This window comes from Caldibacillus thermoamylovorans (assembly GCF_000751775.1).
GTDB classification, from domain to species: Bacteria; Bacillota; Bacilli; order Bacillales; family Caldibacillaceae; genus Caldifermentibacillus; species Caldifermentibacillus hisashii.
The window spans coordinates 17,450-32,321 of record NZ_CCRF01000022.1 but is presented as its reverse complement, the minus strand read 5'-3'; the positions used below and the strand labels follow the sequence as shown (position 1 = coordinate 32,321).

Annotated in this window: 11 protein-coding genes; 3 read left to right on the top strand and 8 right to left on the bottom strand. The window is 39.2% G+C overall.

What is annotated here, in order from left to right:
* Position 1 precedes the first annotated feature (1 nt).
* The gene (gene purH / locus BT1A1_RS03015) at positions 2-1,540 is read left to right on the top strand and encodes a bifunctional phosphoribosylaminoimidazolecarboxamide formyltransferase/IMP cyclohydrolase (RefSeq protein ID WP_034767965.1); all 1,539 of its coding nucleotides are present in this window, start codon (positions 2-4) and stop codon (positions 1,538-1,540) included.
* A gap of 51 nt (positions 1,541-1,591) precedes the next feature.
* Positions 1,592-2,866 carry a phosphoribosylamine--glycine ligase gene (gene purD / locus BT1A1_RS03010; RefSeq protein WP_034767962.1) on the top strand — a complete coding sequence of 425 codons (1,275 nt, stop codon included), beginning with the start codon at positions 1,592-1,594 and terminating at the stop codon, positions 2,864-2,866.
* 177 nt (positions 2,867-3,043) lie between these two features.
* Here the strand turns inward: purD and BT1A1_RS03005 are convergent, their stop codons facing one another.
* From BT1A1_RS03005 to BT1A1_RS02975, 7 genes are all read right to left on the bottom strand, one after another.
* Entirely contained in the window at positions 3,044-4,186 is a 1,143-nt protein-coding gene (locus BT1A1_RS03005; RefSeq protein WP_034767960.1) for a CamS family sex pheromone protein, read from the bottom strand.
* 26 nt (positions 4,187-4,212) lie between these two features.
* On the bottom strand, positions 4,213-6,225 hold the full coding sequence (ligA, locus tag BT1A1_RS03000) for an NAD-dependent DNA ligase LigA (RefSeq protein WP_034767958.1): 2,013 nt from the start codon (positions 6,223-6,225) through the stop codon (positions 4,213-4,215).
* A 131-nt stretch (positions 6,226-6,356) separates the two neighbouring features.
* Entirely contained in the window at positions 6,357-8,555 is a 2,199-nt protein-coding gene (pcrA, locus tag BT1A1_RS02995) for a DNA helicase PcrA (RefSeq protein WP_034767955.1), read from the bottom strand.
* A gap of 71 nt (positions 8,556-8,626) precedes the next feature.
* Complete coding sequence (locus BT1A1_RS02990) at positions 8,627-9,316, bottom strand: heptaprenylglyceryl phosphate synthase (RefSeq protein ID WP_034767953.1); 690 nt, start codon at positions 9,314-9,316, stop codon at positions 8,627-8,629.
* 117 nt (positions 9,317-9,433) lie between these two features.
* On the bottom strand, positions 9,434-9,769 hold the full coding sequence (locus BT1A1_RS02985; protein WP_034767951.1) for a YerC/YecD family TrpR-related protein: 336 nt from the start codon (positions 9,767-9,769) through the stop codon (positions 9,434-9,436).
* Between the two features lie 173 nt (positions 9,770-9,942).
* Complete coding sequence (locus BT1A1_RS02980) at positions 9,943-10,962, bottom strand: DUF3048 domain-containing protein (protein ID WP_034767950.1); 1,020 nt, start codon at positions 10,960-10,962, stop codon at positions 9,943-9,945.
* A 46-nt stretch (positions 10,963-11,008) separates the two neighbouring features.
* Positions 11,009-12,751, bottom strand: coding sequence for an adenine deaminase C-terminal domain-containing protein (locus tag BT1A1_RS02975; RefSeq protein ID WP_034767948.1), 1,743 nt, complete (start codon positions 12,749-12,751; stop codon positions 11,009-11,011).
* A gap of 138 nt (positions 12,752-12,889) precedes the next feature.
* Between BT1A1_RS02975 and BT1A1_RS18145 the strand changes: the two genes are divergently transcribed.
* Positions 12,890-13,279 carry a YgaP family membrane protein gene (locus tag BT1A1_RS18145; protein WP_081912251.1) on the top strand — a complete coding sequence of 130 codons (390 nt, stop codon included), beginning with the start codon at positions 12,890-12,892 and terminating at the stop codon, positions 13,277-13,279.
* Positions 13,280-13,340: 61 nt separating this feature from the next.
* Here BT1A1_RS18145 and purB read toward each other — a convergent pair whose 3' ends face one another.
* Positions 13,341-14,633, bottom strand: coding sequence for an adenylosuccinate lyase (gene purB, locus BT1A1_RS02965; RefSeq protein WP_034767946.1), 1,293 nt, complete (start codon positions 14,631-14,633; stop codon positions 13,341-13,343).
* Positions 14,634-14,872: the final 239 nt, after the last annotated feature.

Genomic DNA, 14,872 nt, shown 5'->3' with positions numbered 1-14,872 from the left:
TATGTCAAAAAAACGTGCACTCATCTCTGTATCCGACAAAACTGGTATCGTCGATTTTGCAAAAGAACTTGTTGAACTCGGCTTTGAAATCATTTCAACCGGGGGAACGAGCAACGCTTTAATAGAAGCCGGTATTCCTGTAATCGGAATTAGTGACATCACCGGCTTTCCGGAAATTCTTGACGGTCGTGTAAAAACTTTACACCCGGCGATTCATGGCGGATTGCTGGCCAAATTGGACGAAGCGGAACATGTTAACCAAATTGAAGAACATGGGATTTCACCAATCCACCTTGTTTGCGTAAACTTATATCCATTTAAAGAGACCATTTCCAAACCAAATGTTTCGGTTGAAGAAGCAATTGAAAATATTGATATTGGCGGTCCATCGATGTTACGGTCAGCGGCAAAAAACCATCAACATGTAACGGTTGTTGTTGATCCGACCGATTACACTGTTGTCCTTGATGAATTAAAAAAGAACGGTGAAACACAAATATCAACACGCAGAAGACTTGCGGCAAAAGTATTCCGTCATACAGCCGGTTACGATGCCTTGATTGCCGAATATATGACCAATTTAACCGGGGAAGTGTTCCCTGAAAAATTAACAGTTACATACGAACTACAACAATCGTTACGATATGGGGAAAATCCTCATCAACATGCAGCTTTTTATAAAAAACCACTTGGATCCAGTTTTTCCATTGCCAATGCGTCACAGTTACACGGGAAAGAACTTTCTTACAATAATATTAATGATGCCGCCAGTGCCTTATCCATTGTTGAGGAATTTAACGAGCCGGCTGCGGTTGCCGTTAAACATATGAATCCGTGCGGTGTCGGGATTGGTAAAACGATATTTGACGCTTATGCAAAAGCATTTGAAGCCGATCCGGTTTCCATTTTTGGCGGTATAGTCGCCTTAAACCGGGAAGTCGATGAACAAACGGCCAAGAAACTTCATGAAATTTTCCTGGAAATCATTATTGCTCCTTCATTTAGTAAAGAAGCATTAAACATCTTAACAACGAAAAAGAATATTCGCCTGTTAACCGTACCTTTTACAAAAGAAAATAAAAATGAATTCAGGCTTACATCCATTGAAGGCGGTTTGCTTGTTCAAGATTATGACCGGGCCGGCTTGGACGAGGCTACGATTACAATTCCAACAAAACGTAAACCAACCGAGGAAGAATGGGAAGCATTAAAACTTGGCTGGAAAGTGGTTAAACATGTGAAGTCGAATGCCATCGTCGTCACTTCTAAAGATTCAACGCTCGGTGTTGGCGCCGGTCAAATGAATCGCGTCGGTGCTGCCAAAATTGCCCTTGACCAGGCAGGAAAGAAAGCACAAGGAGCCGTCTTAGCTTCCGATGCCTTTTTCCCGATGGATGATACAGTAGAAGCAGCCGGTCAAGCAGGGATTACAGCGATTATTCAACCGGGGGGATCGGTGAAGGACGCCGACTCCATCAAAAAGGCGGATGAGTACGGAATCGCGATGGTATTTACCGGTATCCGTCATTTTAAACATTAATCTTTCGTTCCTTTATCATTCTGAATCTGAACCATATTTGGAGGTTGACAAATGAATGTTCTAGTTATTGGCAGAGGCGGTCGTGAACATGCCATTTGCCGAAAAGTCAGTGAAAGTCCCTTGGTTGAACAAGTTTTCGCGGCACCGGGAAATGCCGGGATGAGTGATTGTGCCACATGTATTGAGATTAACGAACATGAACAAGATCAATTAGTCGAGTTTGCCAAACAAAACGATATCGGCTTAACAATCATAGGACCGGAAGTACCGCTTTTAGAAGGGTTGGCGAATCGATTCCGCGCTGAATCACTCTTAGTTTTTGGACCCAACAAAGAAGCAGCAGAAATTGAAGGCAGTAAATCATTTGCCAAATCCTTGATGAAAAAGTACCAAATCCCTACTGCAGAATATGAAGTTTTCACTGAATTTGATCAAGCAAAAGACTATGTTTTGGAAAAAGGAGCGCCTATCGTTATTAAAGCTGACGGTTTAGCCGCCGGAAAAGGGGTTGTCGTTGCTAATACAATAGAAGAAGCTGTTTCCACACTGGAAGAATTTTTATTACAAAATAAATTTGGTTCCTCTTCTGCAAAAGTCGTCGTTGAGGAGTTTTTGGAAGGGGAAGAATTTTCGTTCATGGCCTTTGTCAACGGAACAAATCTCGTCCCTTTGGAAATTGCCCAAGACCATAAACGGGCTTTTGACGGGGATCAAGGACCGAACACCGGCGGAATGGGCGCATATTCACCCGTCCCTTTTATCAGTCAAGACACGATTCATCAAGCTTATGAAACGATTTTAAAGCCGGTTACGGAAGCATTAGTTTTGGAAAATAGAAGTTTTACAGGAATCCTTTATGCCGGATTAATCCATACCGCTTCCGGCCCCAAGGTTATTGAATTCAATGCCCGTTTTGGCGATCCGGAAACCCAAGTCGTTTTGCCGCGAATGGAATCCGATCTTGTGGAAGTAATTTTGCAATTATTAAATGGCGAGACACCAATCATTGAATGGGATGATGAAGCAGTACTCGGTGTTGTGATCGCAGCAAATGGTTATCCGGAATCCTATCAAAAAGGTTTTGTTCTTCCTGCATGTGAGTCCATTGATCAAAATGTCCTCCTCTTCCATGCCGGTACAGTAAAAAATGATAAAGGAGAACTGCTTGCCAACGGAGGCCGTCTCCTGTTGGCAGCGGCTAGAGGAAAAACGTTAGCTGATGCTCAATCAAATGTTTATAAGGAATTGGAAAAACTGAACTGGGAGAATTGCTTCTATCGAAAAGATATCGGCAATCGCGCCATTAACCATTCTGTTGTAAAATAAGAGATCGGGGTGTATAAAGAAGGGCGACCTTTTTTGATACCCTTTTTTCATGAAACAAAAAGAGCTGTCCGGACAATGTCTCAAAATAATAAAACCCAAGAATGCAGGAAAATGAACATTCTTGGGGAAATTTTCGAGCCTTCTATTCAGCATCGAATATTGGTATTCAATGATATTTTAATAAATATGAACAAACGGCTCATCCATATCCGGTTCTTTTAAAATTAATGCTTCTTGATTGGTTACTGAATTGACATTTACTTCCGTCGTTGCATATTTCGGAAAGCTCTCAACAATTAAGCTTGCAATATATTGTGAAAAACCGATGACTTCCGTTTTTCCATAAAATTGCATGGTTACATCAATGGATATTTTATTTAATTCATTATTAATATATAGAGCCCTGCCGACAATCCCGTTATAGTTGGAAAAATACTGACCGACATTATTTTTAAACGTATCAAACTGTTGGGCATCGTCACGATGTTTTTCCGTTGCTTCAGTTGAAGGGAAAAGCACATATTCCTCTTCTACCTTATTCCATTCCAATGATGTTCCACTTTCCGCCGTTCCATAAGCAAAGTAGTTTCCGGGGACAATGGATGTTTTATCTTGTTGTTTAAATAACCCGATTGTAATCGGAACAGACTCTAAACCTTTGATCTTTCTTAACTGACCAATCAATTCCTCAGCGATTCGCTTTCCTTCGCTTTCAATGACATTATTGGGGATCTCAACTTTTTTCTCTGCCCCATCCAATTTGTAATAATAGACAGAGTTTAATGCCAACCCAATGGACACACCGCCCAGTTTTACCGTATCACCTTCTGACTTAACTAAATAATCGTGTTCAAGAATATGAGCTAAGTAAATTGGATTTTTTTCTTGGTCAGCTTCATTTTCTAATAATGGATTTAGACCGATGTTTTCATTTTCCTTTAAACCTTTTTCTTGTAATTGTCCACTTGTCATTTTCCTTCTCAGCCAACCGGTGATCGTCTTTTTATTAATATATTGGCCTTCTTGAAAAATATAGGTGTCAGTAGGAAAATTCCGTTGAGATATTCGTAATAATCCTTCTTCAAATTCATCGCTGTCAAAACGATTATTTAAATTGCTGACAACCATCCCGCGTACACTGGAAGGTTTGAATGGCGTCAACGTCCGATAATAAGATTCAGATATTTGATATTTTGGGATAATCGCTTTCTCCTCTGTTTTATTATTTTTTTTAACTACTTCATCCTGATCATCAACATTTGGCAGACAACCGGATAAAACAAAAACGAGAAGGAAGGATAAAATCATGTATTTCCTCATTTTTTGGACACCTCTTTAAAAAAAGACTACTGTTCATTTTCGTTTAATATTTCAAGGAACTGTTCTTCGCTCCATATTTCAATGTCGAGACTTTGTGCTTTTTCCAATTTTGATCCGGCATCAGCCCCGGCGATAACAATATCGGTCTTTTTACTGACACTTCCGGTTACAGTTGCCCCTAATTGTTCTAGTCTTTCCTTTGCTTCATTTCTGGACAAATTCGTTAACTTTCCTGTTAAAACGATCGTTTTCCCGACTACAGGAGATTCTATATCCGCGATATTTTCCGGTCTTTCCCCTTTATAAGTGACATTCACACCCAGGGATTTCAATTCATCAATTAATTCTTTTACTTCCGGAGCCTGAAAATAAGTAACAATCGAATTTGCCATTTTTTCCCCAATATCAGTAATTGCTTGTAATTCTTCTTCTTTTGCCTCCATAAGCCGATCGATGTGTTCATATGTTTGTGCTAAAATTTTGGCTGCTTTTGCACCGACATGACGAATGCCAAGACCGAATAATAACCGTTCTAATGAATTTTCTTTTGAGGCTTCAATGGCAGTTAATAAATTTTGAACGGATTTTTCACCCATTCTTTCCAGTTGAATCAATTGCTCTTTGGTTAATTTATAAATATCAGCTACATCTGCGACTAAATTTTCTTGGAACAATTGGGTAATTACTTTTTCACCCAAGCCATCGATATTCATGGCATTTCTTGAGACAAAATGAATCAAACCTTCACGAATTTGTGCCGGGCATTTCGGGTTTATGCAACGCAAAGCTACTTCCCCTTCCAAACGGACCAGTTCACTTCCGCAAGCAGGGCAATGAGTTGGCATCGCAAAAGGATTTTCTTTACCGGTTCGTTTTTCAGGAACAGACCGCACGACTTCCGGGATGATGTCGCCCGCCTTTTTAACGATAACATAATCACCAATTCGAATATCTTTCTCTTTAATCAAGTCTTCATTATGCAAGGATGCCCGCTGTACCGTTGTTCCGGCAACGCGTACCGGTTCCAGTATTCCTGTTGGCGTCACGACACCGGTCCGACCGACACTGAGATCAATACCAATTAATTTGGTCATGACTTCTTCTGCCGGGAATTTATAAGCAATCGCCCAGCGTGGACTTTTCACCGTCGTTCCAAGCTTTTCCTGCTGGTCATAACGGTCGACTTTGACCACAATCCCGTCAATTTCATAAGGCAAATCAGGTCGCTTTTCTTGCCATTCCTTAATATATTCCAAGACGTCATCAATCGTCGAACAAAGTCTTCTTTCCTGATTTGTTTTTAAACCGAGCCGGTCCAAATAATTTAATCCTTCACTATGTCTTTCGATTAATTCTAAATGATTCTCACCGATGGCATAGAGAAACACATCGAGATTCCTGGAAGCTGCAATTTTCGGATCCAGCTGTCTCAAGGAACCGGCCGCTGCATTCCTTGGATTGGCAAACAAGATTTCTCCGTTTTCTTCCCGCTCCTTATTCAGTTTAGCAAAAGATTTTTTCGGCATAAATACTTCCCCACGAACTTCAATCGTTACCTTCTCGGTTAACTGTAAAGGAATCGAGCGGACGGTTCGTAGATTAGCTGTAATATCTTCTCCGACTGTTCCATCACCACGGGTAGAACCTTGGACGAACACACCGTTTTCATATCGAAGGGAAACCGCTAGCCCATCAATTTTCAATTCGCAAACATAAGCAATGTCTCCTACCGTTTGTCTCACTCTGCGGTCAAAATCGCGAAGATCACCCTCATTAAAAGCATTGGCAAGACTAAGCATCGGAATTCGGTGTCTTACTTTTTGAAAACCTTCCAACACTTCACCGCCTACCCGCTGCGTTGGAGAGTTCGGTGTCTTTAATTGGGGGAATTCCGTTTCCAGAGCAATTAATTCTTGCATTCGTTTATCATATTCACTGTCAGGAACAGATGGCTTATCCAATACGTAATATTCATATCCATATTGGTTCAATAACTTATGCAATTCATCTACCCTTTTTTTGGCATCTTCTAAACGCATAGACAACCCTCCACCTTTGTATGTAATGTACTGATTAAGCAAAGCGCGATTTCCTGAAAGAGCTTTTGGGTTTTATTTGTTATTTTAAATGATCCATAAATCTTTTTTATATTTTTTGTGAAAAAATCACATTATTTTTGTTTTTCAATAGGGGCAAATTTGGCTAACAGACGCTTTATGCCGACTGGTATTGGAAAGGCAATATCCAATTCCATATGATCCCCCTCGCCTTTCACACTAACAACCGTACCGACGCCCCATTTTTTATGAATCGCCTTGTCACCCGCTCTCCAGCGAATATCTTCACCGCCTGTGGTTGATTGCGCAGGTCGAAATACCGGACGAACCTGATGCTGATCACGAACATGAACATTTCGTTTCTGTTCATTTAACCTATCGATAAATTCATCGGGAATTTCTTCAATGAATCTGGAAGCGGGATTTATATTAGTATGACCGTAAAGCGTTCGGATTTGGGCATTTGTAATATATAATTCTTCCTCTGCCCGGGTAATTCCGACATACATGAGACGTCTTTCTTCTTCCATATCATTTTCTTCCATGAGACTTCGTGAATGTGGAAAAACTCCTTCTTCTAAACCGATTAGGAAAACAACGGGAAATTCAAGTCCCTTTGCTGAGTGCAGTGTCATTAGTACGACAGCATCTTTTACATTTTCTTCTTTATCCAGTTGATCGATATCAGCTACTAAGGCTAAATCAGTTAAAAAAGCAATCAGTGTTTGGTCTTCACTGGATTCCTCAAAATTTTTCGTCACTGACAGAAATTCATCGATGTTTTCGAGGCGGCTTTCTGCTTCTAATGTTTTTTCAGCCTGTAACATTTCCCGATATTCTGTTCGTTTAATGATTTCTTCGGTTAACTCCATCACGGACAAATATTCTTGCATCTGATTCAATCCGGAGAGCATTTGATAAAATTCACGGCAGGCTTTCATAGCTTTTGCCGATAAGCCGATCCGTTCCACTTCTCCTAATGCACGAAACATAGACATCTCGTTTTGAAGGGCATATTGCGCGATGCGATCAAGGGAAGTAGCTCCAATCCCGCGCTTTGGCACGTTAATGATACGAACAAAACTAATATCATCATCCAAGTTTGCAACAAGACGTAAATAAGCGAGTAAATCCTTAATTTCTTTCCGGTCATAGAATTTTGTCCCGCCAACAATCGTATAAGGAATATTCGCCTTCACCAACATTTCTTCCATTGCCCGCGATTGTGCATTTGTCCGATATAGAATGGCAAAATCACTAAACTTTCTTTGTTTCGTTTCAACCAGTTCTTTTATTTTACCGGTGACAAACAATGCTTCTCCTTGTTCTGTGTCAGCTCGATAATATTGGATTTTTTCCCCTTTTTCATTATCTGTCCAAAGATTTTTCGGTTTTCTTTTCACATTATTTGAGATAACATGATTAGCCACTTGTAAAATATTTTTCGTTGACCGATAATTTTGTTCAAGTAGGATCACTTTTGCATTCGGATAGTCCTTTTCAAACGAAAGAATATTGGCAATATCGGCACCTCTCCATCCGTATATCGACTGATCCGAATCACCGACCACACAAAGATTTTGAAATTTCGCTGCCAATAAGTGCACAAGTTGATATTGCGCCTTATTCGTATCTTGATATTCGTCCACATGAATGTATTGAAATTTCCTTTGATAGTACTCTAAAACCTCAGGAACCCGTTTGAATAATTGAATTGTTTTCATGATCAAGTCATCAAAATCGAGGGAATGATTTTTGAGAAGCCGTTTTTCATATTGTTCAAAGACGTCGCTTACGATATTTTCAAAATAATTGCCTGTATATTTTCCATATTGTTTCGCATCAATCAACTCGTTTTTCGCACTGCTGATGGCACTTAAAATGCCCCGCGGGTCAAATTTTTTCGAATCAATATTTTTATCTTTTAAAATTCCCTTTATGACCGATAGCTGATCCGTCGTATCTAAAATGGTAAAATTCCGGTTAATACCAATCCGGTCAATATCTCTTCGTAAAATCCGGACACACATCGAGTGGAAAGTGGAAATCCAAATTTCATCTGCGGCACCGCCAAGAATTCCGTTAATCCGCTCTTTCATTTCCCGAGCCGCTTTATTCGTAAAGGTAATCGCTAATATATTATAAGGATTGACTCCTTTTTCCAATAAAATATAAGCGATTCGGTGCGTTAGTACTCTTGTTTTTCCACTGCCTGCCCCGGCCATAATGAGGAGCGGACCTTCCGTGGTCTTGACCGCCTGTTGCTGCTCCTTATTTAATCCTGCAAGAAGACGATCCTTTAAATATTGCACAACAATCACCCTTTTCAAATCCGAATATTTGTTCTTATTTTACAAGAAATCGTACTGGAATGCAACTTGTATTACAATTCTTTTGCCGCTTTGACGGTTTTCAACGCTTCCTGTAAATTATCATAAATCACATTTCCTACCACAATTACATCTGCATGCGTGATCACTTCCCGGGCAAGTTCAGCAGTTGTTATTCCACCGCCATAGAAAAGGACCGATTCTTCCAACTGTTCTTTTACACATTGAACGACTTCCGGATCTCCGTAAGTTCCGCTATACTCCAGATAAAACACGGGTAAGCGCAACATTTTTTCCGCCATTACTGCATACGCTTCAATGTCATCCAAACTCAAATCCGTTTTCGCACCGGTTAATTTCGCTACTTTACTATTTTCATTTAAAATACAATAGCCTTCAACGACCATTTCCTTCCAATCGATGAAATGCCCGTATTCTTTAATAGCCTGATGATGATGTCCGATAATCCAATTCGGATCTTGGCTGTTTAGCACCGTTGGAATAAAGTATAAATCAAATCCGGGGGAAATCGAGTCAATATTGGAAATTTCCAACGCACATGGTACAGGATAACGCCGAACTCTCGCCATTAAGTTAAGAACATTTTCCAGCGTTACCCCGTCCGTGCCACCGATCATAATACAATCCGTACCTGATTCGCAAATTTTCTCTAATGACAGATCATCAATTTCTTTATTCGGATCAAGTTTAAATACATGTCTCCAAGTCCGTAAATCGTACATATGATTTTCCTCCATTATTCGCTCCATTCCAACATTATACCATTCCTTTGCTATATAAAAAATAATGAAATCTTCTTATTAAAACCAAGAAGGAATCAGTGCCATAGAAAAAGGGACTTACAAACCAGTCCCTTTTTCTTCTTCCCGCTCATTATTATTTTGTTTATCAGCCAAGCGATCCAGAACCATCTTATACGCATCGTTTCCGTAATTTAAACAACGCTTGACGCGAGATATCGTTGCAGTGGAAGCACCTGTTTCTTTTTCAATTTCATGGTATTTACTGCCTTCTTGTAAAAGTCTTGCAACTTCTAACCGCTGAGATAAGGATTGGATTTCATTAATGGTGCACAAATCATCGAAAAATCGATAGCATTCCTCTTTGTTTTTCAATGTTAAAATCGCATCGAATAATTGATCCAACGCCTTTCCTCGTAATTTATCTATCTGCACAAATCATGCCTCCTCCTACAAAATAACCTTCTTCCTTGCTAATAGAAAAATGGAAGAAATCTATATTTCCCACAAATTTGATAGTAGAACAAATCTGACGCTTCCGGCAAGCCTCCCACCAACCTTCCTCGTTGGATAAAAATTTGGTAGAGGCTTTAAGAGTGGGATAGTACCTAAAACTGAACCATTTTATCTAAATCAGGGACAATATTAATCCATGTTTTACCCGGCACAAGGGGCACTTCTTTTCCATTCAAATAAGGGACAATTCTCCCATCTTGATTTTCCCATTGGATCTCTTGTAATTTCCCTTTTTGTAAAAGAAATGCACGGCCGCCGGAAGTTAAATCAATATCCAGTAACCCATAGCTGTCAATTGTCCGGTGATTTGTTTCAACAATGAATATATTATTTAAAAGGACCGGATCGCCGGTTTCATTGTCAACGGTTTGGACGCCGGCAGAAAAACGTTTGTACGTACTTGATGCCGGGTCATATTCATAACGGACTTCAAATGTTTTTGTAGAATAGGAGATCTTTGCCGAGGACTGCTCCGTTCCTCCCACTTCTTCATCCTCTTTTAAAAATACATACGGTTCCGGTGCCCCAACCATGGAAAAATTTTCTTCCTCTGCACCTTCTTCAATATGGTCGTAAGTTATATAAGAATTATGCGGTGCTTTCCGTTTCGATGATCGCTCAAATAAAGTTCCATCATAAAAAAGTCCGTTTAATGAATCAACATAGCCGCTCTCCAGCATTTTTTGCGCTTTTTCACTCCAACCATGATGAACATAAAGTGCATCTAACCCTTTTGCCACCTCTACATAATAAGGCCTCGCACTCCTAACCGGACCAATCATTTCCGGTTTCTCACTTTGAAACACAGCGAGAAACCGGGTAACTCCACCCTCAGCCAGTATCTCAAAAACAAGATCCGCTTTCGTTAACCCCGATTGCGGGCGGCCTTCCGGATGATTATTGACCATAACCGTGACAGCACGGTTTTCAGGTTTCTTATCAGTTGGTAAGCCCGTTAGCGGGTACGTATATTTACTTTCCTCTTCTTTCGTTTCAGTTTTTTCCAAATCTTTGGTGTCCGTTTGTTTACTTGACGGGACTTCATTTTTGCTGCAACTCATTAATAAAAATAATGCGACAATGAATAGTAACCAATTTACTCGTTTTTTCACTCGGTCTAACCCCTTTAAGTTGTAATTAGTGTATCCCTTTATTATTTTAACGCAATATAGAAGGAAACAAAACTTTTTTTTGCATGACATCATAAACTCCTTTTGGCGTCATACGAATATAAGGTAAATGCGTAGATGTGAAAAAGAGTAGCGTATAAATAGGATCATCAAATTGGTACCCTTTTTCCTTCATTATTTTTTTAAACTCTTTTTCTTTTATAATTAAACGTTCAAAAGAAAGTCGACTGGAGATGCCCGATAATGGTAAATCCAATTCATAAATGATTTCTCCCTTTTCGACAACAACGATTCCACCGCCAATTTCTTTCATTCTGTTAAACGCTATTAACATGTCTTGTTTATTTTTTCCAATAAGAAGAATATCACCCGTATAAGTAAAAGAAGAGGCTAACCCACCTATACGCGCAAATCCTTTCAATAATGTATTAATCCTTTGCGTTCCTTTCTCATCAACAGTCATAAAAAAGCATTCATCTTGCGGATCGTCAATTTCGTCCCGATCGACATCAATCGATATTGAATATGGTTTTGTAATAACTGAATTTTCCAGTTGGATACCAAATGGCATGGAAAACTGTAAATCTGTCATGGTTAAATCCCAATCAATTTGTAACGGCTGAAAACCAAAATGATCAAGGGAAATATTTTGTTCATTTTCAACCGGTTTGCTATCTCTTTTCACCCAGACTCCCTTTGCTAATACCGATACAGGTGTTGGTTGATCTATTTTTTCAAGAAAATTAATATCTGCTGTGCGACCGGTAGCAATTAACCCGTGTAAGTGATCAAACTGATAATATTTTGCCGGATTATAGGTTGCCATTAAATAAGCGTCGATTGGTGGAACTCCTTTTTCGATAGCGATTTTAATTAAACAGTCTATCACACCTTGTTCATAAAAGGACGGAGGTGAACCATCTGTTGTTAACATAAAATGATCGTAATTTTGGATCCCCATTCGGTTAAGATCATCGAGTAGATTCGGTAAATCCGGACGAATCGATGAGTACCTTAATGTCACCATATAACCTTGAAGCAACCGCCTCATCACTTCTTCCCCGGTCATAGCCTCATGGTCAGAATCAGCTCCAAGCAGTTTCAGTTTGGCTAATGTTTTTTCTGAGGCACCAGGAAAATGTCCTTCCACTTTCTTATTTAACCGCTTCGTTTCTTGAATCCAATGAAGCGTCAGATCATCTCCGGCCAATAATTTCGGCCAACCGGTTAATTCCCCGCCTTGAATAACGAATTCATGATTGATCCAATTTTTTACTAATGCATTGGAAAATATTCGTTCTTCATCGATTAATTCTGATTGACTGTCATACCGTGCCCACCAATATAAGGTTGACGGAACAGTTTGAAGAGCTTCTATAAAAGAAAACGCTTTCTTTTTATTTAATAATAATATAAGCGGTAAGTTATCATTGATTAAAACGCTCGTTCCAAATTTTAATGCATACTGTGCAAAAGATAGGGGATTATATAATTGAAACGGATGAACATGCGGCTCAATATATCCCGGAACAAGAAAATAATGTTTACAATCAACTTGTTCGCATTTACTATCTATAAAATCAGGTTCCCGTTCACCTACATAAACAATTCGATCTTGATAAATCCATATATTGCCTGTCATCCATTGCTTAAGTATTCCATGTAAATAGGTTGCATTAAAGAAAACTTTTGTGGGAGACCTTTTCCCGTCAAGTACTTCTACATGTTCTCTAAGTTCCCGGTTTCTCCATCTATATTTTGATTCAACCATTTTATCCACCTTTTATTCATTGTTTTTATCTTGTATTTTTCTATTCAAAAAAAATTTAAATGTAACAGTATTATATCACGATTTATCAGTTCATGCATTAAAGAAAACATTAACATTTTGTTAACGGAGGAAAATAGAATGAACGTAAAGCAAAATATCGGTATTATGAATGCATTGATTCGAATCACTGTGGGGTTGACGATGCTTTCTTGGGCAACCGCCAAACTTGTAAAAAGACCCTGGAGAAATTCCTATTTGTTGATTGCTTTTCTTGCTGCCATGAAAGTTGGGGAAGGGATTGTTAAATATTGCCCGATGACAGATGTTATTCAAAATCAAATGAATCAAATGAATGGTTCAGATAGCGATTCAAATAAAAACGGAAATGAGTCCCAAAATAAATCGGACTTAAAACAAATGATGGATATGTTTGTCCCGAAACAAAAAGAACAATCATCAAACGGAACAAATAATAATCAGCACCAACAAGGCAGTCACCATCATGAACAGGAAAATAGCCAAAGTTAGCAAAAATCCCATCTTTTACAGTTTAAAGAGAACTCGAGTACCCGAGTTCTCTTTAAAAATTTTATAACCCCAGACGTTCAAATATGGTGTCCACATGTTTTAAATGGTAATGGTAATCGAAACAGTCAGCCAACTCTTCTTTTGAAAGGGTCGCCATAATTTTTTCGTTACTTTCAACTAAGGAGCGAAAAGGAACTTGTTGTTCCCATGCTTTCATAGCCAGCGGTTGAACCGTGTCATAAGCGGTTTCGCGGACCCAACCTTTTTCAATCAATGAGAGAAGCACCCGTTGCGAGTAGATTAACCCTAATGTCCGGTCCATGTTTCGTTTCATATTTTCCGGGAAAACCGTCAAGTTTTTCACAATATTGGAGAAACGATTCAACATATAATTTAAAGCGATCGTCGCATCCGGCAAGATAATCCGTTCAGCCGATGAATGAGAAATATCCCGTTCATGCCAAAGGGATACATTTTCGTAAGCCGTAAGCATATATCCGCGAATCACCCTCGCCATTCCGGTCATATTTTCCGAGCCGATTGGATTCCGTTTATGCGGCATAGCGGAAGAACCTTTTTGACCTTTCGCAAAAAATTCCTCAACCTCTCTTACTTCACTTTTTTGTAAGCCTCGGATTTCTGTGGCAAATTTTTCAATGGATGTAGCAATAAGAGCAAGGGTAGCCAAATAATAAGCATGGCGGTCCCGCTGTAAGGTTTGTGTTGAAATTGGCGCAGGAGTAAGGCCAAGTTTTTCACATACATATTTTTCTACAAACGGATCAATATTTGCATATGTACCAACTGCACCGGAAATTTTCCCGAATTCGACACCTTGGGCGGCTTGTTTGAAACGTTCAAGGTTCCGTTTCATTTCTTCATACCAAAGTGCCAACTTCAGTCCGAAAGTGGTCGGTTCCGCGTGAACACCGTGGGTCCGTCCCATCATCACAGTATACTTATGTTCCTGTGCCTTATGTTTCAAAATCGCTATGAAGTTTTCGATATCTTTTATCAAAATGGTATTGGCTTGTTTTAATAAATAAGATAGTGCCGTATCAACGACATCTGTTGACGTAAGGCCGTAGTGCACCCATTTCTTTTCCTCACCAAGACTTTCTGAAACAGTTCTTGTAAAAGCAACCACATCATGTCGTGTTTCTTCTTCAATTTCTTTAATCCGATTAACAGAGAATGTCGCTTTTTCACGGATTTTTTGAACATCCTCTTTCGGAATTTCTCCTAATTCCGCCCATGCCTCACATGCTAAAATCTCTACTTCAAGCCAGGCATGAAACTTGTTTTCCTCTGTCCAAATCGCACCCATTTCTGGTCTTGTGTACCGGTCGATCATATTTTACCCTCCACTTTATTTCAAACTTGATTTTTTTCTTATTTTTCCATCATGATCTAGTTTCATCTTAACAAATAGAAAAAAGACAAGTCAAGGTAAATTCGAACGTTAATTAATAAACCGCCTATAAACGTTCGTATTTTAGTTTATTAAAAACTTTTATCTGGCAGCACAAGACCGAAATGGTAATATGATTGCTCGATAAACAAGTAGAACAAATATTTAAGAAGGCCTAAAAA